This is a genomic window from Nonomuraea sp. NPDC049758 (assembly GCF_040674635.1).
Taxonomy (GTDB): Bacteria; Actinomycetota; Actinomycetes; order Streptosporangiales; family Streptosporangiaceae; genus Nonomuraea.
This window is the reverse complement of record NZ_JBFAMZ010000028.1, coordinates 1-21687: the sequence shown is the minus strand read 5'-3', so window position 1 is coordinate 21687 and position 21687 is coordinate 1. Positions and strand designations below refer to the sequence as shown.

At 73.0% G+C, this 21687-nt stretch carries 21 protein-coding genes; 12 read left to right on the top strand and 9 right to left on the bottom strand.

What is annotated here, in order from left to right:
- Positions 1-24: 24 nt before the first annotated feature.
- Positions 25-942 carry an AraC family transcriptional regulator gene (locus AB0J46_RS45260; RefSeq protein ID WP_364341670.1) on the bottom strand — a complete coding sequence of 306 codons (918 nt, stop codon included), beginning with the start codon at positions 940-942 and terminating at the stop codon, positions 25-27.
- A 116-nt stretch (positions 943-1058) separates the two neighbouring features.
- On the opposite strand from AB0J46_RS45260, the gene AB0J46_RS45255 reads away from it, so the two are divergent.
- The 6 genes from AB0J46_RS45255 to AB0J46_RS45230 all read left to right on the top strand — a co-directional run bounded on the left by AB0J46_RS45255 (position 1059) and on the right by AB0J46_RS45230 (position 8241).
- Positions 1059-1613 (top strand): NAD(P)H-dependent oxidoreductase, encoded by a 555-nt coding sequence (locus AB0J46_RS45255; protein WP_364341668.1) that lies wholly within the window; start codon positions 1059-1061, stop codon positions 1611-1613.
- 72 nt (positions 1614-1685) lie between these two features.
- Positions 1686-4037, top strand: coding sequence for an excinuclease ABC subunit UvrA (locus AB0J46_RS45250; RefSeq protein ID WP_364341666.1), 2352 nt, complete (start codon positions 1686-1688; stop codon positions 4035-4037).
- Positions 4037-4816: an LLM class flavin-dependent oxidoreductase gene (locus AB0J46_RS45245; RefSeq protein ID WP_364341664.1), complete on the top strand. Its 780-nt coding sequence runs from the start codon at positions 4037-4039 to the stop codon at positions 4814-4816. The genes AB0J46_RS45250 and AB0J46_RS45245 overlap by 1 nt, the downstream gene beginning before the upstream one ends.
- 103 nt (positions 4817-4919) lie before the next feature.
- Positions 4920-6692: an IlvD/Edd family dehydratase gene (locus AB0J46_RS45240; protein WP_364341662.1), complete on the top strand. Its 1773-nt coding sequence runs from the start codon at positions 4920-4922 to the stop codon at positions 6690-6692.
- Positions 6679-7683 (top strand): C-terminal binding protein, encoded by a 1005-nt coding sequence (locus AB0J46_RS45235; RefSeq protein WP_364341660.1) that lies wholly within the window; start codon positions 6679-6681, stop codon positions 7681-7683. Before AB0J46_RS45240 ends, AB0J46_RS45235 begins: the two co-directional genes overlap by 14 nt.
- 150 nt (positions 7684-7833) lie before the next feature.
- Positions 7834-8241, top strand: coding sequence for a nuclear transport factor 2 family protein (locus tag AB0J46_RS45230; RefSeq protein ID WP_364341658.1), 408 nt, complete (start codon positions 7834-7836; stop codon positions 8239-8241).
- 13 nt (positions 8242-8254) lie between these two features.
- Here the strand turns inward: AB0J46_RS45230 and AB0J46_RS45225 are convergent, their stop codons facing one another.
- From AB0J46_RS45225 to AB0J46_RS45215, 3 genes are read right to left on the bottom strand one after another with little or no spacing between them, the layout of a single operon-like run.
- The gene (locus AB0J46_RS45225; RefSeq protein ID WP_364341656.1) at positions 8255-8815 is read right to left on the bottom strand and encodes a GNAT family protein; all 561 of its coding nucleotides are present in this window, start codon (positions 8813-8815) and stop codon (positions 8255-8257) included.
- A 20-nt stretch (positions 8816-8835) separates the two neighbouring features.
- Positions 8836-9543, bottom strand: coding sequence for a response regulator transcription factor (locus AB0J46_RS45220; RefSeq protein WP_364341654.1), 708 nt, complete (start codon positions 9541-9543; stop codon positions 8836-8838).
- The gene (locus AB0J46_RS45215; protein WP_364341652.1) at positions 9528-10739 is read right to left on the bottom strand and encodes a sensor histidine kinase; all 1212 of its coding nucleotides are present in this window, start codon (positions 10737-10739) and stop codon (positions 9528-9530) included. The genes AB0J46_RS45220 and AB0J46_RS45215 overlap by 16 nt, the downstream gene beginning before the upstream one ends.
- Before the next feature lie 152 nt (positions 10740-10891).
- Between AB0J46_RS45215 and AB0J46_RS45210 the strand changes: the two genes are divergently transcribed.
- From AB0J46_RS45210 to AB0J46_RS45200, 3 genes are all read left to right on the top strand, one after another.
- Positions 10892-11860 carry an ATP-binding cassette domain-containing protein gene (locus AB0J46_RS45210; protein ID WP_364341650.1) on the top strand — a complete coding sequence of 323 codons (969 nt, stop codon included), beginning with the start codon at positions 10892-10894 and terminating at the stop codon, positions 11858-11860.
- On the top strand, positions 11857-14121 hold the full coding sequence (locus tag AB0J46_RS45205; RefSeq protein WP_364341648.1) for an alpha/beta fold hydrolase: 2265 nt from the start codon (positions 11857-11859) through the stop codon (positions 14119-14121). Before AB0J46_RS45210 ends, AB0J46_RS45205 begins: the two co-directional genes overlap by 4 nt.
- A 209-nt stretch (positions 14122-14330) precedes the next feature.
- Positions 14331-15113 carry an endonuclease/exonuclease/phosphatase family protein gene (locus AB0J46_RS45200; protein ID WP_364341646.1) on the top strand — a complete coding sequence of 261 codons (783 nt, stop codon included), beginning with the start codon at positions 14331-14333 and terminating at the stop codon, positions 15111-15113.
- A 65-nt stretch (positions 15114-15178) separates the two neighbouring features.
- Here the strand turns inward: AB0J46_RS45200 and AB0J46_RS45195 are convergent, their stop codons facing one another.
- Genes AB0J46_RS45195 through AB0J46_RS45180 form a run of 4 tightly spaced genes read right to left on the bottom strand, consistent with a single transcriptional unit; the run spans position 15179 to position 19079 of the window.
- Complete coding sequence (locus AB0J46_RS45195; RefSeq protein ID WP_364341644.1) at positions 15179-15586, bottom strand: VOC family protein; 408 nt, start codon at positions 15584-15586, stop codon at positions 15179-15181.
- The gene (locus AB0J46_RS45190) at positions 15583-17130 is read right to left on the bottom strand and encodes an FAD-dependent monooxygenase (RefSeq protein ID WP_364341642.1); all 1548 of its coding nucleotides are present in this window, start codon (positions 17128-17130) and stop codon (positions 15583-15585) included. Before AB0J46_RS45190 ends, AB0J46_RS45195 begins: the two co-directional genes overlap by 4 nt.
- A complete protein-coding gene (locus tag AB0J46_RS45185; RefSeq protein ID WP_364341640.1) occupies positions 17127-18413 on the bottom strand; it encodes an erythromycin esterase family protein in 1287 nt (428 codons plus the stop codon). Before AB0J46_RS45185 ends, AB0J46_RS45190 begins: the two co-directional genes overlap by 4 nt.
- Before the next feature lie 57 nt (positions 18414-18470).
- Positions 18471-19079, bottom strand: coding sequence for a CatB-related O-acetyltransferase (locus AB0J46_RS45180; protein WP_364341638.1), 609 nt, complete (start codon positions 19077-19079; stop codon positions 18471-18473).
- A gap of 149 nt (positions 19080-19228) precedes the next feature.
- Between AB0J46_RS45180 and AB0J46_RS45175 the strand changes: the two genes are divergently transcribed.
- Positions 19229-19810: a TetR/AcrR family transcriptional regulator gene (locus tag AB0J46_RS45175; protein ID WP_364341636.1), complete on the top strand. Its 582-nt coding sequence runs from the start codon at positions 19229-19231 to the stop codon at positions 19808-19810.
- Positions 19811-20236: 426 nt separating this feature from the next.
- Here the strand turns inward: AB0J46_RS45175 and AB0J46_RS45170 are convergent, their stop codons facing one another.
- Positions 20237-20473 (bottom strand): hypothetical protein, encoded by a 237-nt coding sequence (locus AB0J46_RS45170; protein WP_364341634.1) that lies wholly within the window; start codon positions 20471-20473, stop codon positions 20237-20239.
- Here AB0J46_RS45170 and AB0J46_RS45165 point away from each other — a divergent pair.
- Complete coding sequence (locus tag AB0J46_RS45165; protein WP_364341632.1) at positions 20472-20975, top strand: GNAT family N-acetyltransferase; 504 nt, start codon at positions 20472-20474, stop codon at positions 20973-20975. The two genes, AB0J46_RS45170 and AB0J46_RS45165, sit on opposite strands and share 2 nt — an antisense overlap.
- A gap of 395 nt (positions 20976-21370) precedes the next feature.
- Positions 21371-21687: transposase (locus AB0J46_RS45160; RefSeq protein WP_364341630.1), on the top strand; the 317-nt coding region annotated here is incomplete at its 3' end.

Below are 21687 nucleotides of genomic sequence, written 5' to 3'. Positions count from 1 at the left end.
GCCCGCCCGCGGCGGCCCGGAAGATCAGGCCGCCGAGCGGCGGTAGCGGCCGGGGGCGACGCCGAACTCGCGCTTGAAGGCGTTGCCGAAGGCGAACTCCGACCCGTACCCCACCTGCTCGGCCACCCGCGCCACCGGCGCGTCGGACTCGCGCAGCAGGCGGGCCGCGCTCATCAGCCGCCACCACGTCAGGTACGCCAGCGGCGGCTGCCCCACCAGCCCGGTGAAGCGGCGGGCGAAGCCGGCCCGGGACATGCCCGCGTGCGCGCCGAGCGACTCGACGGTCCAGCGGCGGGCCGGGTCGCGGTGGATGGCGTCGAGCGCCCGGCCGACGACGGGGTCGGCCAGCGCGGCGGCCCAGCCGGAGACCGTGCACGGCTCGTCCTGGGTCTCGAAGTAGGCGCGCAGGACGTACAGCTGCAACATGTCGAGCAGGGACGACACGACGGTGTCGGTGCCGGGCCGCGGGCTGTCGATCTCGGCGGCCAGCAGCTCGACGGCGGCCCGCAGCTCCGGACGGCTGCCGAGCGTCGCGGGCAGGTGGATCACGCCGGGCAGCGAGCCCAGGATGGGGTGGGTCCGGTCGAGGTCGAGCCGGTAGCCGCAGGACAGGACCACCGTCTCGGCCCCCGTGCCGCCGAACCCGGCCGACGCGAACAACTCCGAGTGAGGCTCGCAGTCGGCCTCGGCCAGCGGGCGGGCGGGATCGTCGGCCAGCCCGAAGTCGTCGCCGTGCGGCAGGAACACCACGTCGCCCACGCTGAGCGGCACGGGTTCGCCGTCCGGCGGGATCAGCCAGCACGACCCCCGCAGCACCACCTGGAACCCCGCCGACCCCGGCACCGAGCGGAACGCCACCCCCCACGGCGCCCGCCAGGAGATGCGGGAGGAGGCAGGGCGCCCGCACCGCATGAAGGCCATCACGTCGCTCAGCACGTCCATGACGATCGAGTCTAAGGGCTGAGACGCTCGCGTATAAATGGTGGATAGCAGCGCATTCAGTATCTCAGCCGCTCTCCCTACGGTTGGTTTCCGTAACCGAACTGAGGGAGAGGGACATGCTCAAGGTAGGCATCATCATCGGCAGCACCCGTCCTGGCCGCAACGGCGAGGCGGTGGCCCACTGGGTCCGCGATCTGGCGGCCAAGCGGGGCGACGCCGAGTACCGGCTCATCGACCTGAAGGACTACGACCTGGGCAACCTGGACGAACCTGAGCACCCCGCCATGGGCAACTACCGGCACGAGCACACCAGGCGCTGGTCGGCCACGATTTCGGAGCTGGACGCGTTCGTGATCGTGACCCCGGAGTACAACAACTCCTACCCGGGCGCGCTCAAGAACGCCCTCGACTTCCTGTACGCCGAGTGGACCAACAAGGCGGCCGGATTCGTCGGCTACGGCGTGGACGGCGCGCCCCGGGCCATCGCCCACCTGCGGCACGTGCTGGGCCTGCTCGGCGTGGCCACCGTGTCCAACCAGGTCGGGCTGTCGATCCACACCGACTTCGCCGACGGCTTCCGGCCCGCCGCCGCCCACGAGGACCGGCTGAACGCCGTCCTCGACCAGGTCCTCGCCTGGGGCTCGGCGCTGCGCCCGCTGCGGGCGGCGTGATCCCGCCCCGGTAGCCGCACGGGAGCCACACGGGAGCCACACGGTGGCCGCCCGGCGGTCGCACGGCGGGCGATGGGTAGATTGCGCAGAGTGGAAGACGAGGTGGTCAGCGGCATCCGGGTGCGCGGCGCGCGGGTGCACAACCTGCGGGACGTCGACGTGGCGATCCCGCGCGACGCGCTGGTGGCGTTCACGGGGGTCTCCGGGTCGGGCAAGTCGTCGCTGGCGTTCGGCACGATCTTCGCCGAGTCGCAGCACCGCTACCTGGAGTCGGTCGCGCCCTACGCGCGGCGGCTGCTGCAGCAGCTGCCGATGCCCGACGTCGACGACATCACCGGCCTGCCGCCCGCGGTCGCGCTCGGCCAGCGGCGGTCCACGCCGTCCGCGCGGTCCACGGTCGGCACGCTGAGCCGGGTCTCCAACTCGCTGCGCATGCTGATGTCCCGCGCCGGCGCCTACCCGGCGGGCGCGCCGCGCCTGGACTCGGACGCGTTCTCGCCCAACACCGTCGCGGGCGCGTGCCCGCAGTGCCAGGGGCAGGGGGTGTTGCACGAGGTCACCGAGGAGTCACTGGTGCCCGACCCGTCGCTGAGCATCGCGGAGGGCGCGATCGCGTCGTGGCCAGGCGCCTGGCAGGGCAAGAACCAGCGCGACATCCTGGCGACGCTCGGCTACGACATCCACGCGCCCTGGCGCAGCCTGCCGCGGGAGCAGCGGGACTGGATCCTGTTCACCGACGAGGAGCCGGTGGTCACCGTCCATCCGGTACGCGAGGCGGGCCGGATCCACCGTCCCTACCAGGGCAAGTACGCCAGCGCCCGGCGGCTGGTGCTCAAGGCGTACGCGTCCTCGGCCAGCGAGAAGAGCCGCCTGCGCGCCGAACGGTTCATGACCGCCCGCACCTGCCCGCTCTGCGGCGGGCGGCGGCTGCGTCCCGAGGCGCTGGCGGTCACGTACGCGGGCCGCACCGTCGTCGAGCTGGCCGCGATGCCGATGGGCGAACTGGCCGGCGTGCTCCGCCCGCACCGGGACGAACCAGGACCGGCGGGGGCGCTCACCCGCGACATCCTCGACCGCATCGAGGTGCTGGACGAGCTGGGGCTGGGCTACCTGAGCGTGGCCCGGCCCGCGCCGACCCTGTCCAGCGGCGAGCTGCAGCGGATCCGGCTGGCCACCCAGCTGCGCGCCGGGCTGTTCGGCGTCGTGTACGTCCTGGACGAGCCCTCGGCCGGCCTGCACCCCGCCGACTCCGCCGCGCTGTCGGACCTGCTGCGCCGCCTGCGCGACACCGGCAACACCGTCTGCCTGGTCGAGCACGACATGGACGTCGTGCGCCAGGCCGACTGGGTGGTGGACGTCGGCCCCGGCGCGGGCGGCGACGGCGGGCGCGTCCTGTACAGCGGGCCGGTTGCCGGGCTGCGCGAGGTCGCCGGGTCGGTGACCCGCCGCTACCTGTTCCACACCGTCGTGCCGGAACGGCCGGCGCACCGGCCGGCGGGCCGGCTGGAGCTGCGCGGGCTCACCCGCAACAACCTGCGCGGCGTGGACGTCGACGTGCCGCTGGGCGTGTTCACCGCCGTCACCGGCGTGTCGGGGGCGGGCAAGAGCAGCCTGCTGGCGGCCGTCGCCGAGGCCGCCGCCGAGGAGCGGCGGGTGGTCTGGGTGAACCAGCAGCCCATCGGCCGCACCCCGCGCTCCAACCTGGCCACCTACACCGGCCTGTTCGACACGGTGCGCAAGCTGTTCGCCGCCACCGACGGCGCGCGTTCCCACGGCTACGGCCCGGCCCGGTTCTCCTTCAACGTGCCCGGCGGACGCTGCGAGACCTGCCAGGGCGAGGGCTACGTCGCGGTCGAGCTGCTGTTCCTGCCCACGACGTACGCGCCCTGCCCCGACTGCGGCGGCGCCCGCTACAACCCCGACACGCTGCGGGTGACCTACCGCGACCGCACGATCGCCCAGATCCTGGAGATGACGGTCGACGAGGCCACCGGCTTCCTCGGCGACGTGCCCGCGGTACGCCGCCCGCTGGAGACGCTGCACGAGGTGGGGCTCGGTTACCTGCGGCTCGGGCAGCCCGCCACCGAGCTGTCGGGCGGCGAGGCCCAGCGCATCAAGCTCGCCGCCGAGCTGCAGGGCCGCCGCGCCGAGTCCACGATCTACCTGCTCGACGAGCCGTCCACCGGCCTGCACCCGCACGACACCGACGTGCTCATGGACCGGCTGCACGACCTGGTCGGCGGCGGCGGCACGGTCGTGGTCGCCGAGCACGACATGCGGGTGGTGGCGACCGCAGACCATGTCATCGACCTCGGGCCGGGAGGCGGGTCGGCCGGGGGCACGGTGGTGGCCGCGGGCACGCCGGCGCAGGTGGCCGCCAGCCCGCGCAGCCGTACCGCGCCGCACCTGAAGGGCCTGCTGTGATGCGCCGCGCGCTGTACCTGCCGCCGTTCGGGGAGCTGGCCGACCCGCGGGTGCTCGCCGACCTGGCCGCCCGCGCCGAGGACGCCGGGTTCGACGGCGTCTTCCTGTGGGACCACGTCGTGCGCCCGCTGAGCCCGGGGCTGGCCGTCTGCGACGCCTGGATCGCCCTGGCCGCGATCGCCGCCGCCACCGAGCGCGTCCGCATCGGCACCAGGGTCACGCCGCTGGCGCGGCGCAGGCCGTACGAGGTGGCCAGGCAGGCCGCCGCCCTCGACCAGCTCAGCGGCGGGCGGATGGTGCTCGGCGTCGGGCTCGGCGCGGACGACGGCGGGGAGCTGAGCAGGCTCGGCGAGACCGGCGACCCGCGCGTCCGGGCGGAGATGCTCGACGAGGGCCTCGACGTCATCTGCCGGCTCTGGACCGGCCTGCCCGTCCGCCACCGGGGCCGCCACTACCGCGTCGACGACCTGGCGTTCCAGCCCCAGCCCGTGCAGCGGCCGCGGATCCCCGTCTGGGTCGCCGCCCAGTCGGTCCGGCAGGCACCGCTCCGCCGCGCCGCCCGCTTCGACGGTCTCTGTCCCGAGACCACCCCGATCGGGCTGCGGGAGATGCTGGCCGTCGTCGCCGAGCACCGGGGCGGGCTCGAAGGCTTCGAGGTCGCGGTCGGGGTCCCGCCGGGGGTGCATCCCGGCCCGTACGAGGACGCGGGCGCGACGTGGTGCCTCATCGAGTTTCCCGAGGTCAGCAGCGTCGAGCAGGTGATGGCGGCGATGATCTGAGGCGTTTGCGCGATGACGCCGGCGGGGTAGGCCAGTCATCGCCCGCCTGAGGTGCGCCACGACAGCACCCGGCCGGCGGCCCGCGCAAGTGAGGAGCGAGCTGATGCGCCCGACCGGGCATCCCGAGAGCGGCGGCCTGCGCAGCCAGGCCTGGTGGGACAACGCCGGCAATCCGGAGATGACGGCTCTCTACCTCGAACGTTTCCTCAACTTCGGGCTGACCCCGAAAGAGCTCCAGTCCGGCCGGCCGATCATCGGCATCGCCCAGACGGGCAGCGACCTGGTGCCCTGCAACCGCCACCACCTCGCCCTGGCCGACCGGGTCAGGGACGGCATCCGCGACGGCGGCGGCATCCCGCTGGAGTTCCCCGTCCACCCGCTGCAGGAGACCGGCAAACGCCCGACCGCCGCCCTCGACCGCAACCTCGCCTACCTCGGGCTGGTCGAGGTGCTCTACGGCTATCCGCTCGACGGCGTCGTCCTGACGACGGGCTGCGACAAGACCACGCCCGCGTGCCTGGCCGCGGCGGCGACGGTCAACATCCCGGCGATCGTCCTGTCCGGCGGGCCGATGCTCAACGGTTACCACCAGGGCAGGCGCATGGCCGCGTCGGGGTCGGGGCTGGTGATCTGGCAGTCGAAGCGGCTGCTGGCCACCGGCGAGATCGACTACGACGAGTTCATGGCGCGCGTGGCCGCCTCCGCGCCCAGCATCGGCCACTGCAACACCATGGGCACCGCCCTGTCGATGAACAGCCTGGCCGAGGCGCTCGGCATGTCGCTGCCGTGCTGCGCGGCGATCCCCGCGCCCTACCGCCGCCGGGCGCAGATGGCCTACGACACGGGCCTGCGGGCGGTGCAGCTGGTACGCGAGGACCTCACCCCGCGCAAGATCATGACCATGCGGGCCTTCGAGAACGCGATCGTCGTCGCCTCGGCCATCGCCGCCTCCACCAACGTGCCCATCCACGTCAACGCCATCGCCCGGCACGCCGGGGTGCCGCTGACGATCCACGACTGGCAGCGCGTCGGAGCCGACGTCCCGGTGCTGGCCGACGTCGCCCCCGCCGGGGAGTTCCTGGGCGAGGACTTCTACCGCGCGGGCGGCGTGCCCGCCGTCATGCGGACGCTGCTGGCGGCCGGGCGGCTGCACGGCGAGGCCATGACCGTCTCCGGCCGTACCCTGGCCGAGAACCTGGCCGACGCCCCGCCCGGCGACCCGGAGGTCATCCGTCCCTACGACGACCCGGTCGCCGCGCGCGGCGGGCTGCTCATCATGACGGGCAACCTGTTCGACTCGGCCGTCATGAAGACCTCCGTCCTCAGCGACGAGTTCCGCGCGGTCCGCGACTACCGCGCGATCGTCTTCGAGGGGCCCGAGGACTACCACGCCCGCATCCAGGATCCGGAGCTCGGCGTGGACGAGGGCTGCATCCTCGTCATCCGCTACACCGGGCCGATCGGCTATCCCGGGTCGGCCGAAGTGGTGAACATGGAGGCGCCGTCCGCGCTGCTGCGGCTGGGCGTCACCACGCTGCCCACGCTCGGCGACGGCCGCCAGAGCGGCACCTCCGACGCGCCCTCCATCCTCAACGCCAGCCCCGAGGCCGCCGCCGGCGGCAACCTCGCCATCCTGCGCACCGGCGACCTCGTCCGCGTCGACGTGGACAACGCCCGCGTCGACGTGCTGCTGACGGAGGAGGAGATCGCCGCACGGTGGGCCCGTCACACGCCGCCGGCGCTGGAGAACCAGACACCGTGGCAGGAGATCTACCGCGCCACGGTCGGGCAGCTCGACGGCGGGGGATGCCTGGAGCTGGCCCTGTCGTACCAGGACCTCGTACACACCAAGGGGATTCCCCGTGACTCGCACTGACGCCAGAGGCACCGTCATGATCGCCGACTCCGACTTCGGCGACGTGGACATCGAACGCGCGATCGTCGAGGCCGCCGGGTTCGAGCTCCGCGCCGAGCAGTGCAAGAGCGAGGACGAGGTGATCGAGAAGGGCCGGGACGCCGACGGCGTGCTGACCCAGTACGCGCAGATAGGCTCCCGCGCCGTCGAGGCGTTCACCCGCTGCCGGGTGATCGCCCGCTACGGCACGGGCGTGGACATCGTCGACGTCGACGCCGCGACCAGGCACGGCATCCAGGTCACCAACGCGCCGAACGAGTGGTGCGCCGAGGAGGTCGCCGACCACGCCGTCGCGCTCTGGCTCGCCGCCGCCCGCAAGATCTGCCAGTACGACCGCGCCACCCGGCGCGGCGTGTGGCGCTGGCAGAGCGGCGAGCCGATCCTGCGGCTGCGCGGGCGGGTGTTCGGATTGCTGTCCTTCGGCGCCATCGCCCAGCTCATCGCCGCCCGCGCGCGGCCCTTCGGCGTCGAGGTCTGGGCGCACGACCCCTTCATGGACGACTCCCAGATCCTCGCGCACCACGTGCGGCCGGTGTCGTTCGACGAGCTCGTGGCGGGCGCCGACTACCTGGTGATCCAGGCCCCGCTCACCCCGGGGACGCACCACGCCTTCGACCGCGTGACGCTGCGCAGGATGAAGCCGGACGCGATCCTCGTCAACACCGCGCGCGGCCCGATCGTGCAGGACGAGGCGCTGTACCAGGCGCTCACCGAGGGGTGGATCGCCGGCGCGGCCATGGACGACCTGGAGGAGGAGCCGGCCAAGCAGCGCGACTGGCGTCCGGACAACCCGCTGTTCACGCTGCCCGGCGTGATCGTCACCCCGCACGCCGCCTACTACTCCGAGCAGGCGGTGGAGACGGTGCGGCGGTTCGCCGCGGAGGAGGCCGTCCGGGTCCTGACCGGGCAGGCGCCGCGCAGCCCCGTGAACGAGGTGACGGTCCGGCCCTGACGGGCGGTCGGATGGTCCCGGCGCCGTAGCCGCGCGGCAGCGTACGACGGCGGGAGTAGCGCCGACTGTCTCCGGCCGTACGACGACGGCGGCGGGCGCGGGCGGCGAGGATCGGGACGGCAGCCACCCCCACACCCTCAAGGACGCCGAATGGGCATCACCTGCGAGCGCGACCTCGCCGACTTCCTGACCGCCTACACCCGGGACATGGCCGTCTCCCCCGAGGAGCCGGCCACGATCATCGATCGCTACTTCGTCCCGGACTTCGAGTACTGCAACGACGGGTTCGTGATCGACCGGCAGCGCATGATCGACCACGTCCGCCCTGTCCGGCGGCAGGTCGACCAGGAGGCGATGGCCGCCGGCGACGGGGCCGGGGTCGAGATCCACGAGACGCTGGTCTCCGGCGACCGGATCGCCGCCCGGTGGACCTTGCGCACGAGGCTGCGCAAGGGCACGACCTTCACGGCGGAGGTCTTCATGTTCGGCCGCCTGGCCCCGGACGGCCGAATCCGCCGGATCGACCAGACCACCAGGCAACTGGACGAGGCCGGGTAGCCGCGCGAGCGGTTCAGCCCGTCCGGCGGCCGGCCCGCCACTCCGGGGCCAGCACGGACCAGACCTCGACGTCGTGCCGCACGCCCCGGTGGGGGTAGCTCTCGCGCAGAACGCCGTCCCTGCTCATCCCGAGCCGCCGGGCCACGGCGATGCTGGCGGTGTTGCCCGCCGCGGCCTGCCACTCCACGCGGTGGATGCCGCGTTCCTCGACGGCCCAGTCGACGATCACGCGGACGGCCCTGGTCACCAGGCCCTTGCCCGCCGCCGACGGCTCCAGCCAGCAGCCCGCCTCGGCGGTGCCGTGCCGGACGTCCATCGTCCGGAACAGCACGCCGCCGACCAGCCTGCCGCCGGTCCAGATGCCGTAGATCCGCCCGGTGTCGGCCGCGGCCTTGTCCGCGTACGCCTGCAGCACCGACCTGGCGGACTCCAGGTCGGTGACGAGGTCGGGCAGGGAGATGAACCGTCCGATGAACTCGCGTCCGCGGTCCATGTGGCTCAGGAACTCCTCGGCCCGCCAGGGCTCCAGCGGACGCAGCTCCGCGCCGTCGTCGCCCAGGGAGATCGCGAACATTGCTGCCTTCCGTCCAGGATTCACCCGTCTTGCGGGGGAATCCTCTCACGGGCGGCCGGGCCCGTTGATCTCGGCGGGGCGGGCACGGCCTGCAGGTAGGTCAGCACCGCCATGACGCGCCGGTTGTGGTCGTCGGAGGGAGGCAGGCCGAGCTTGGCGAAGATGTTGTTCGTGTGCTTGCCGACCGCCTTGTCGGTGACCTGGAAATGGGCGGCGATGGCCAGGTTGGACAGGCCCTCCGCCATGAGCGTCAGCACCTCGCGCTCGCGGGGCGTCAGCGCGGCCAGCGGTTCGTCCCTGTCGCGGCGGGTCAGCAACTGGGAGACGACCTCCGGATCCATCGCAGTGCCGCCGGCGGCCACCTGGCGCACCGCGTCGACGAACCGGTCGACGTCGCCCACCCGGTCCTTCAGCAGGTAGCCGACCCCGCCGGAGCGGTCGGACAACAACTCCCTGGCGTACAGCTGCTCCACGTACTGCGACAGGATCAGCACCGGCAGCCCCGGCACCCGGGCGCGCGCCTCCAGCGCGGCGCGCAGCCCCTCGTCGGTGAAGCCGGGCGGCAGCCGCACGTCGATCACCGACACGTCGGGACGGTGCCGGACCAGCGCCGCCAGCAGCATGGGCCCGTTGTCCACCGCCTCCACGACGGTGCAGCCGTGCGCCGACAGCAGGCGGACCAGGCCGTCCCGCAGCAGCGCGAGATCTTCGGCTATGACAACGCGCACGGGACCTCCATGGTCAGTTCGGTCGGGCCGCCGGGAAGGCTGCTGACGGTGAGCGAGCCGTCGAAGGCGGACAGGCGGTCCTCGATGCCGCGCACGCCGGTGCCCCGGTCGCGGCGGACCGGGCCCCCGCCGTCGTCGCCCACGGTCAGCCGGAGCACGCCGGCGGTGTGCCGCAGCCGCACCCAGGCGCGGGAGGCGCCGCTGTGCTTGGTCACGTTGGTCAGCGCCTCGGCCGCGGCGAAGTACACGGCGGACTCCACCGGCGGCTGCGGGCGGCCGGGCAGGTCGATGTCGATCTCGACCGGCATCGGGCACAGCAGCGCGGACGCCTCGATGGCGCCGGCCAGGCCGCGGTCGGTCAGCACGGGGGGATGGATGCCGCGTACCAGGTCGCGCAGGTCGCTCAGCGCCTGGCCGGCGATCTCGCGCGCCTCGTCGATCATCCGCAGGGTCTCCTCCGGGTCGCCGGAGCCGCGGGCCAGCCCCAGGTGCATGCGGATGGCGATCAGCTTGGCCTGCGCGCCGTCGTGCAGGTCGCGTTCGATGCGGCGCAGCTCGGCCGCGCGCGCGTCGACCAGCGCGGCCCGGGACGCGGTCAGCTCCCGGATCCGCGTGTCCGGCGTGGGCCGGGCGTCCAGCAGCCGCCGCGCCAGCCGCGCCTGCCCGGTACGGAACAGCGGGACGGCCAGGAGCACCACCACGGCGATGGCCACGGTGGACATGCTCAGGGCGAACGTGTTGAGCAGGCTCGTCTCGGCCGGCCGCAGCCGGAGGAAGACGTAGTCCAGGGCGGACAACATCGCCCACACCACCACCAACGGGGCGGGTCCGGTGACGCCGTGCACGGCCAGCCAGGCCAGCTCCCGCCACCTGCCGCCGCCGTCCCCGTCGCTGTCCCCCGTGCTGTTCCCCGTGCTGGTCCCGTCGCCGTCCAGGCCGAGCGTCCGGCCCGCCCAGCGGCGCTGGAACCCGGCCAGGCGGCGGGCGGCCGCGAGCAGCCGGCCGAGCGGCCCCCGCCCGAGACCGGGCACCGGCACCAGGACGGCGCTCACCGGCACCAGGACGAGCAGCCCCAGCGCGGCCACGCCGGTGACGGCGTTCAGCGCCAGGCCGGCCACCGCGCTCAGCGCGTACGCCGCCAGGCCGGCCACCACCCGCCACGCCGGCCCGCCGGGCGAGGGTCGTCTTGCCGTCACAGCTGCAGTCTGCCCGATCGGCGAGGAGAAGGCGGTGGGGCCGGCCCCACCCCCGGGGTGGCGTTTTCCCACCCCCGGGGGTGGGCGCGCACCCATGGAGGCCGAGGCCGCGGCTCGCCAGGCTCGACGAGACCAGCCGACGAGGGGGAGACGTGATCGAGGTAAGAGGACTGACCATGCGCTACGGCCGCACACTCGCCGTGGACGACCTGACCTTCACCGTGAGACCGGGCCTGGTGACCGGATTCCTGGGCCCGAACGGCGCCGGGAAGTCCACGACCATGCGCGCGGTGCTCGGGCTGGAGACGCCCGCCGCCGGCGCGGCGGTGGTGGACGGCCGCCCCTACGCGTCGCTGCGCCGGCCCATGCACACGCTGGGGGCGCTGCTCGACGCCGGGGCGGTGCACGGCGGCCGCACGGCCCGCGCCCATCTCGGCTGCCTGGCCCGGAGCAACGGCATCGGCCCGCGGCGGGTGGCCGCCGTCCTCGGCCAGGTCGGGCTGGCGGACGTCGCGGACCGGCGGATCGGCGGGTTCTCCCTCGGCATGAAGCAGCGGCTGGGCATCGCGGCGGCGCTGCTGGGCGACCCGAAGGCGCTGATGTTCGACGAGCCGCTGAACGGGCTGGACCCCGAGGGCATCCGCTGGATCCGCGACCTGCTGCGCTCGCTCGCCGCCCAGGGCCGTGCCGTCCTGCTGTCCAGCCATCTGATGAACGAGCTGGCGCTCACCGCCGACCACGTCGTCGTGGTCGGGCGTGGCCGGCTGATCGCCGACACGACGACGGACGCGCTCGCCGCCCGGTTCCAGCGCGACGTCCTGGTGCGCGCCACCGACCCGGAACGGCTGGCGGAGATCCTGCGCGGGCACGGCGCGACCGTCACCGCCGAGCCCGCGGACCCGCCCGCGCACGACCCGCCCGGGACCGAGGGCCTGCCCGTCCCGGGCCTTTCCGTCCGGGGACTGGAGGCCGGCGTGATCGGCGACCTGGCGCTGCGGGCCGGGATCGCGCTGCGGGAGCTGACCCCGCGCAGCGCGTCGCTGGAGGAGGCGTTCCTGGAGCTCACCGAGGACAGCGTCGAGTACGGCGCCCGCCCCGTCACCGCGGAGGCGGCCCGATGACCGCCCCGGCGACGGACGCCGTCGCCGCCGAATGGCTCAAGCTGCGCTCGCTGCGCTCGAACGCGTACCTGCTGGCCGTCTCCCTGGTCGCCGTGCTGGCCTGCGCCGGGGTGGCGTACCTGATGGGACGGGGGTTCGACCACCAGACGGCCGAGGAGCGGCTGCGCTTCACCGGCAACGGCAACGGCCTGGGCACCGGCCTGCCGGTCGCCTACTTCGTGTTCGGCACGCTGGGCGCCCTCACCATCACCTCCGAGTACGCCACCGGCATGATCAGGACGAGCCTGGTGGCGGTGCCCCGGCGGCAGCTGTTCCTGTTCGCCAAGGTCCCCGGACTGGCGGCCGTCACCCTGGTCGCCGGTCAGCTGCTGGCCTTCGCCATGCACCTGGCCGCCCAGGCCGTGCTCGGCGAGCGCGCCGCTCAGGTGTTGCTCGACGGGCGGACCCTGGGCACACCGCTCTCCGACCCCGGGGTGCTCACCTCGGTGGTGGCCGCCGGGCTGTCCATGACGGCCGCGGCGCTGATCGGGCTAGGGGTGGGCGCGGCGCTGCGGTCCACCCCCGGAAGCCTGGTGGCACTCGTCATGCTCTTCCTGGTGCTCCCGGTCGCCGCCCAGACCCTGCCGTCGCCGCTGCGGGCGCGGGCCGGGTCGTACATGATCGAGAACCTGCCGGGCCAGATCGCCGGGGTGGGCGGCGGCCTGCTGTCCCCGCCGGCGGCGGCCGCGCTGCTGCTCGCCTACCTCGCCGCCGCGCTGACGGCGGGCGCCGCGGTCACCGCGTCGAAGGGCGGCAGGCGCAGGGTCCTGGCCGTCGGCGCCGCCGCGCTCCTGGCGGGCCTGATGGCGGTGCCCGCCGCCGGCGACTCGACCGGACCGTCCTCCCTGGTCTGGCGGCCGTGCGCGGACAAGGACGCCCCCCGGGACATGCGGTGCGCCTCCGTCCAGGTGCCCGTGGACTGGAGCAAGCCGGCCGGACGGAAGATCGCCGTCCCGCTCGGCCTCCTGCCCGCCTCCGGCGGCGCACGCCGGATCGGCACGCTCTTCTCCGTCCCAGGCGGCCCCGGAGCGTCGGGCATCGACGACCTGAAACAGTTCCACGGGAAGTTCACGCCGTTGCGCGACCGCTTCGACGTGATCAGCCTCGCCCCGCGCAACACGGTCGAACCCGGCGGCGTGCTGCCGTACGAATGCCTGGCCACCGGCCCGTGGATCACCCTGCCGCGCGACCGCGCCGAGTACGCCGCCCTCGCCCGGACGAACCGCGAGCACGCCCAGCGGTGCCGCGCCGCCGACCCGGAGCTCTTCGACCACATGGACTCGGCCTCCGTCGCCCGCGACATCGAGGCCGTCCGCGTCGCCCTGGGCGAGGACCGGCTGAGCTTCCTCGCCAACTCCTACGGCGGACGCCCCGCGGCGGCCTACGCCCGCCTGTTCCCCTCCCGCGTCCGCGCCATGGTGATGGACGGCGCCGCCGGCCACACCGAGGACACCGCGGCCGGCGAGCCCCGCATGTACGCGCGGGCCGAGCGTCAGCTGCAGCGGTTCGCCGCCTGGTGCCGCACGGCCACGGCCTGCGCCCTGCACGGCCGGGACGTCGGCGAGGTGTGGCGCGGGCTGGTGACCGCCGCCGACCGCTCACCGGTGCCGGTGAAGAACGATCCGTCCGGGGCCGCCTACACCGGGTTCGACCTGAAGGTCGCCGCCGCCCCCAGCTTCACCTCGCCGGGCCGGGAACCCGACGTGCCGCGCTGGGTGCAGCTCGCCGCCGCGATCGACAAGGCCGCCGGCGGCGACGCCTCGGGGTTCGCCGACTACGTGCGGCAGTCGTCGGGCAGCCCCAAGGTGCCCTCGCTCGCCGGGCAGAACATGACGCAATGCCTGGACGGCGCGGGATACGGCAGCTACGCCGCCTACCGCGAGGCGCTCCGGAGGGCGGCGGAGCTGTCGCCGGACTTCGCCGGGCAGCGGGCCTGGTGGCCGCTGGCCTGCGTCGGCTGGCCCGCGCCCGTCACCAACCCGCCGGCGCCGCTGCCCGCCCGCGGCCTGCCGCCGTTCCTGGGGGTCGGCAGCTGGACGGACCACGACGAGGTCGCGGAGATCGTCCGCCCGGTGCCGGGCTCGTCCAGCGTCCGGTACGAGGGACACGGCCACACGCTCTACCTCTACGGCGACACCGGCTGCGTCACCGCCCACGTCAACCGCTACCTGACGAGCCTGAGACTCCCGCCGCCCGGCACCACCTGCCCGCCCACCGGATGACCACGGGCACCGATCTGTCTTCCAGGGACGAGCACCACGGCGCCGCTCGCAGACCTGGCCTTCATGTTGCACCGCCAGGACAATGACGAATGCGGTTTCTCCGACCGCATTGGGCTGATCAGGCAGGCGTCGGACTTCGGTTGACCGCTGTCCTGCCGGTTGAGCGGTCCTTGATGGCTCCGATCATGTGTGGAGGGATCTCGGTGACGATGATCAGGCAGCTCTTGATCGCCGGGCTGTTGTTCCCGAGCCTGTCCGTACAGGCGCAGCCCCCTCTCGTCCACGTGATGACGTGGAACGTCTGCGCGGGCACCAATCCCGGGTGCGCGCTCTTCCGCCGCTCGAACGCCGAGCTGGCCTGGCACGTGGCAGCGCTGGCGACCGAGGCGGATGTCGTCTTCCTTCAGGAGTTCTGCACGGGCGCGGACGCCGACCTGGAACACGAGTTCGAACGCCGTACCGGCCGGGAGTGGAGCGTCGGGTCGGCCGGGCTGGTGTACCCGGACGGCTCCCCGTACCAGTGCCTTCCCGACACGAGCGGCAGGCCGCGTGGGGTGCTGAGCGTCACCCTGGCCGTGGCCGGAGCGGGCACCGGCCTCGTCGCGCACGCGCTGACCTCGCCGCCGTGGGGAGCCCGCAGGTACGCCGTCTGCACGGCCGACCGGGCGTTCTGCACCGCGCACTTCTCGTCCGGATCGAGCTACGACGACAGGCAGAAGGGCAGGCCCTACCGGCACATCCAGTTGCGCGAGCTGTTCAAGCTCGGCCGCGGCGTGATCGGCGGCGACCTCAACCTGGTGCCGCGCGACGCCGCCGCGGCCTACAAGGGCCGCGACGAATGCGACCCGCGCCGGCGCTGGACCTACGTGACCCGCAAGCGGAAGATCGATTACGTGTTCGCCGGCGAGGGTCGCGTACGGAAATGCTTCGTCGATCACGCCAGGAGCACGTGGTCCGATCACGTCCCGCTGCACGCCTGGGTGACGCGGTAGCCGGAGCTCGGTCAGGCCCGCGAGATCATCGCCGGGGACGAACATCCGACGCCCGGACGCGTCCACTACGCCAGCTGTGCGCGCGTCACTGCCAGGGTGCGCAGGACGCAGAACTCGTTGCCCTCAGGGTCGGCCATGACCACCCAGCTTCGGTCCGGGCCTTGGCCGACGTCTCTCCTGATGGCGCCGAGGCCGAGCAACCTGGTCACCTCGTCGTCAGTGCTGCAGTCGATCGGGCTGACGTCGAGGTGGAGCCGGTTCTTCACGGTCTTGCCCTCGGGCACCCGGATGAACAGCAGAGTGGGCGGCATCTGGCGGGCGCGGACCTCTTCGACGGTCGGCTCCCAGGAGCCGATCTCGACCTTGGGCCCGTTCCGGTCGATCACCCTGAGGCCCAGAACCGCGCACCAGAAGGCCGCGAGTCTCTCCGGATCGTGGCAGTCGACGGTCAACTCGGTGAGTCTGCTCGTCATGCCTCCTCCTGTGTCGAAGGCGTTCCGAACCATGCGGAGAGTGCCTCACGCAGCGCGGGCGTGGCGCTGTCCGCGGATTCGTCGAGGCCGGCGGCCCAGGCGATGTGGGCGTCCGGGCGGATCAGCAGTGCGTCGGCCGGACGCTCGTCGGTCTTGGCGATGCGGACGTCCACGCGATCCCGCCACTGCGCGGCGACCGCGCGAAGCTCCGGACGGCCGGCGAGGTCGAGCAGGACGGGCCGGGCCGCGTGGAGGAGCACCGCGACGCTGGTGACGCCCTGGTCGGTGTGCAGGGGGAGGTCGGGGGCGAAGACGCCGGCCAGCGGGTGGGGGCCGGCGCCGGGCATGGGGTAGCGGACGTCGGTGCCGGCGACGAGTGCTCCCATGCGGCGCAGCGGCTGCTCGTCGCTGAGCAACTCGGTGAAGACCTCGCGCAGCGCTTCGGCGGCGGCGTCGTGCCCGCGCCGCAGCGCCACCTGGGCCCGGGTGTGCAGCATGGTACGGGCGCCGGCGAGGTGGCGTTCGCCGTGGTAGGTGTCCAGCAGGCCGGCCGGGGCCTGGCCGTGCAGGTCGGCGGCCAGCTTCCAGGCCAGGTTGACCGCGTCGAGCAGGCCGGCGTTGAGTGCCACCCCGGTGGCGGGGAACAGGTGCGCCGCGTCGCCGGCCAGCAGGATCCGGCCCTGGCGGTAGCGCTCGGCCTGGCGGGCCTTGAAGGTGAACCGCGACAGCCGGCTCGCCTCGGCCACGGGCAGCCGCGCGCCGACAACGCGGTGGATGCTGTCCTGGAGTTCGGGCACAGTCATGGGGACGTCGTCGTCGTACTCGGTGCTCTCGTCCTCGATCGTGTAGAGCGAGACGGACCTGGAGCCGGGCGAGGAGCCGATGCCGAGCAGGCCGTGGTCCGTGCGGGTGAAGCCCGCGCTGATCGTGCCGAAGCCGGGGACGTCGAGGTCGCCGTTGCCGAGCACGCCCACCTCGCCGGGCAGCGTGACCTGGGCCAGCCGGTTGACCTCCGGATAGGTGAGGCCGGGGAAGCCGATGCCGGCCAGCTCACGCACCCGGCTGCGCGCGCCGTCGCAGCCGACGACGTACCGGGCGGTCACCTGGTACGGGCCGGTTGGACCCAGCACGTCCACGGTCACCGCTGCGTCGTCCTGGCTGATCCCGGTCACCTCGTGCCCGCGGCGGATCTCGGCGTCGAGCTCGCCGGCGCGGTCGTCGAGCAGCTGCTCCAGCCGTTGTTGCGGAAGCGGCAGGGCGTGCAGCGGAGGGTCGGCCAGCTGGGTGAGGTCCAGATGCACGCCGCCGAACGGGAACCGGGGCGGCGGAACGGGGCCGGTGCAGGCCGCCTCGAAGCGTTCCAGCAGACCCCGGTAGCGCAGCAGCTCCAGGATCTGCCCGCCGAGGCCGCCGGCTTTGGGGACGTCACGGCGCTTCGGCTTGCGCTCCAGCACCAGCGGCCGTACGCCGGCCAGCCGCAGCTCGGCGGCCAGCATGAGGCCGGCGGGGCCGGCGCCTACGATGATCACGTCGGTTCGGGTCACGGGGTTCTTCCTTCTTCAAGGTCGCGGGCCACGGTGGAGACCGGGGTGTGCAGGATGCCGTCGAAGGCGTCCAGGACGGGGGTGTGCAGGAAGGTGCTCTGCAGGCGGATCCGCTCGGGGCCGGGCACCTGGGCGCGCGCCGGGCGGAGGGCGGCGAGGCTGAGCCCGAGGCCGGCGCCGGCGAAGGCGGCCTCGACGCTGCCCGGCTCGGGCGGCTCCAGCGCGGTGTCCTCGATGCGGAAGCCGAAGCGCGCCTCCTCGTCGCGGACCATCTCTCCGGTGTGCCCACCGGTGCTGGTCAGGCCGAGGGCGAAGTACGCGTCGCCGAGCGCGTCGTGCAGGCGTTGTCCCATGGGAAAGCCGGTGAGCTGCCCGTCGAAGGAGATGGGCGCCTTCTGGATGTGGGCGTTGTGGGCGGCCAGCACGATGCGGGTTCCGGGCCCGGAGCGCTCCAGGTGCCACAGGACCGACTCGGCCATGTAGGCGTCGCGGGCCGAGGTGTCGGCGGTCAGCCCGGTCCCGGCGAACAGGCCGGCCATGCCGCGGAAGCCGTAGTCGGCCTGGCAGGCGCCTTCGAGGCGGCGCAGGGCGATGTCAAAGCCAGGCCGGTCGCCGCGGGAGACGTACAGCGGCTCGACGGCGCGGAAGCGGATGAGCAGACGGGTCAGGGCGGCGGTGAGGGCGTCCTGGTCGGCGGCGGGCAGGCGGGCCCACGCGGGCGCGGCCGAGGCGGCGGAGGCGCCGGCGAACGATCCGGCGATCCGCATCGCCGTCTCGATGAACGGCATGGCTTCGGGGTCGATCCGGCGCAGGTAGTCGGCGACCGGGGCCAGGGCGGGCAGCAGGGAGCCGCCGGCCGCCGGGATGTCGATTCCGGCGAAACGCACCGGCCGCGTGGCGGTGACGTTGTGCCGGCGGATCCAGCGCAGCGGGTCGTCGACGCCCACGGGGACCGCCTCGGCGAGGTGCCCCGTCAGGTCGCCGTCGGTGCCCTCGCCCTGGGCCCAGGCATCGAGGGGGAAGCCTTCGCTGAAGCCGTACTCGAAGGCCAGGACGGTGAAGCCGCAGCGTTCGGCCAGGAACCGCAGGAGGCGCCGGCGCATGCGGATGAACTCGTCGATGAAGTGGGAGTGCTCGCCGATCGCGACGACGCGGGCGTCGCCGATGAGGTCGCGCAGCGGCTCCAGGTCGTCGAGCGGCGCCTCGGGGTCGAGGTGGGTGAGCTGGGCGGCCTGGCCGCCCAGCCAGCCCGTGAACGGGTCGGGGTGCGACGAAGTGGACATGCTGATGGCTCGATTCCGGTGCTGGAAGATCAGGTGCTGGAAGGTGGACGGGCGGTCTCACGCCTGCGTGGCCGCCACCTTCTCCAAGTCGCCGACGCTGCCCGACATGATCGTGCGGACGTGTTCGGTGATGAGCGGGAGCGGCCAGTCCCACCAGGCCACGGCCAGCAGGCGGTCGACGTCGGCGTCGCTGTGGCGGCGGCGGATGAGCCGGGCCGGGTTGCCGCCGGCGATGCCGTACTCGGGCACGTCGTCCACGACGACGGAGCCGGAGGCGATGATCGCTCCGTGGCCGATGCGGACACCGGGCATCACCATGGCCCGGTACCCGAGCCAGACGTCGTGGCCCACCACCGTGTCGCCCCGCCCGGGCAGGCCGGTGACGAGGTCGAAGTGCTCGGCCCAGGAACCGCCCATGATCGGGAAGGGGAACGTCGAGGGGCCGTCCATGCGGTGGTTGGCGCCGTTCATGATGAACCGCACTCCCTCGCCGAGTGCGCAGAACTTGCCGATGACCAGCTTCGCGGGCCCGTAGTGGTAGAGCACGTTGCGGGTCTCGAAGGCGGTCGGATCGTCCGGGTCGTCGTAGTAGGAGAACTCGCCGATCTCGATCAGCGGTGCGGAGACCAGGGGTTTCAGCAGCACCACCCGTGGCTGGTCGGGCATCGGGTGCACCACTGTCGAGTCGGCGGGAACAGGTAGCACAAATCCGCTCTTTCCATTATCAGTACGGAACGTTCCGTACCGATAGGATGATGTCGGTGTGCGCCCGCCGATGTCAAGTACGGAACGTTCCGTACCGATAAGGTGGCCTCATGACCCGCACACCCCACCGCCGCGGCGCCGACCGGACCGAGGCCATCATGCGGACCACGCTGGAGCTCGGCCAGGAGATCGGCTACGCCAACCTCAGCATGGAGGCGGTCGCGGCCCGCGCCGGCGCGAGCAAGCAGACCCTCTACCGCCGATGGTCGTCCAAGGGCGCCCTGCTGCTCGACTCCCTGCTGTCGCTGAACGAGAGCGGACTGGACTACCCCGACACCGGTGATCTGGCCGCCGATTTGCGCGCGCAGATCTACGCGGCCGTGGACCTGCTGGCCGGGCCGTCGTACGGCGCCCTGTTCCAGGCCCTGGTCGGCGAGGCGCAGCACGACGGCCGGGTGGCCGCCGCGCTCAACGAGCGCTTCATCGCCCCGCAGGCGGACAAGACCGTCGCCCGGCTGCGGGCGGCCCGCGACCAGGGTGAGCTGTCGCCCGGCTTCGATCTCGATCTGGCGATGGCGATCCTGTCCGGCCCGCTGTACTTCCGGCTCCTGATCACCCAGGAGCCGCTGACCCACGCCTACGTCGACCGGATCCTCGATGCGCTCTTCGCCGGGATGAGGCCCCGCCCGTGAGCGGACGCGACCGGGCGCGGCCAGGCTGCGGTGAGTGCGGCGCGACCGGCCGGTGCGTGGTGCGCGCCGTTCGCGACCGAACTCCCCGACCTCCATCGACGGGGACGTGACCGGCGGCCCGAGCAGCGCCAGCCGCGGCCGCCCGAACTTGGGGCGCGCCACGTTCGGGTCGTCCAGATCAGGCTGTGCTTCCCCTGAGCGGCGCATCGCAGCCGCCACGGGCACCGTCGCTGACGACTACCGCCGGCTCGGCGCCGAGCTCCTGCAGCTCTTGGCCACGCGTCAGCAGGCGGGCCAGGACACTGGCACGGCGTCTGCGGCGGCCGCCGCCCCGGCCGCGATGAAGGGCAGCCTCCAGGCCGTTCCTGGTCTTGCGGACGATGTCGCGGCGCCGGTCCTCCGACAGTGCCAGGGACAGGTCGAGGATCAGGGAGCGCTCGGTGTGCTCACCGGCCGCGATGCCGCGCTGAACAGGTCGTTGAGGACGATGAGCCCTTCCAGGAGGTTGCGGCCGAGCCGGTCGACCGCCTGGACGGTCAGCATGTCCCCGTCGCGCAGACAGGCGTCCTTCTCCCGAAGCTGTCGCCAACCGTCAACCAGCGCTGTTACGAAGGGCTTACGGCGGCAGCCGATCGTGGTGCCGGCTTGCGACACTCCAGACATGACGGAGTTGTACACCGGCGCCCGCGAAGCGCTACGTCCCCTGTTCGCGCTGGCCGAGGACTCCCCGGCGCAGCTGGACTCCTATCTTGATCTGGGCCGCGTGCTGGTGACGCGGTCCGGGGAGGAGATCGTCGGGCACCTGCAGTTGATCGACACCGGACGGCCGGGCGAGGTGGAGATCAAGAACATGGCGATCCGCGAGGACTTTCAGGGCCAGGGGATCGGCACGCGTCTCGTTCGCGCCGCGACCGACCTCGTCGTGGGGGAGGGCGGCACGACGCTGGTGGTCGCCACTGCCGCGGCCGACATCGGCAATCTGCGGTTCTACCAGCGGCAGGGGTTCCGCATGCGGGCGATCGAGCGGGACGCCTTCACCCCCGCCACCGGCTACCCCGCCGGGCTGCTCATCGACGGCATCGAACTGCGCGACCGGGTCTGGCTCGACAAGGCGGCACGGCGGCAACCCTCGCCGATCGGTGAGGAGCTTCGTCGTGCGTACTGACTGGGCGTCCCCTCCTCCCGAGCGTGGCCCCGCCACCAGGTAGTCCCGACTACTCAGAAGTTGCCGCTCTGTCCGGCACCTCCCAGGCCCGGTTGCGGCAGGACTTGCTGCAGTAGCTCGGCGGCCGGCCACGCCCCGGACAGCTGATGTAGGGGGCGCACCAGGCGCACGTGGATCAGGCAAGCCAGGGCCACGGGCATGAGTCGGCGCACGTCTGCTTCGATATCGCGCGGACCATGCCTGTTCGCGGCGGGGTTCACAACGTCGCACTTTCGTGTCGGTTGCGTCCACGGGAGTGGTGTGCGAGTTTGACCTGGTCACAAGCGTGGCAGCCGTGAAATGAGGACGGCCATCGCGTGATCCTTCGAGTGCGAACAACGAAGGAGATCAAGGCGATGGCCGCGGACAACAGTGTGACGCCCCAGCAGTGGCTGGCGAAGCAGATCCAGACCGATGACCCCGACGTGTTGCGATCCATGGTCAAGACCATGGCCGAGGCGTTGATGGCGGCCGAGGCCGACACCCTGTGCGGAGCGCCGTACGGCGAGCGCAGCAACGAGCGGACCGACGCCCGTAACGGCTACCGCCGGCGCGAGTGGGACACCCGCGCCGGCACCGTGGCTGTTGCGAAATTGCGTGAGGTGGTGCTGAACGTTCGGGGTGAGACAGGTAGCTCGGGTTCGGCCTCGATGGGCCGTAGGGGTCACTTGGC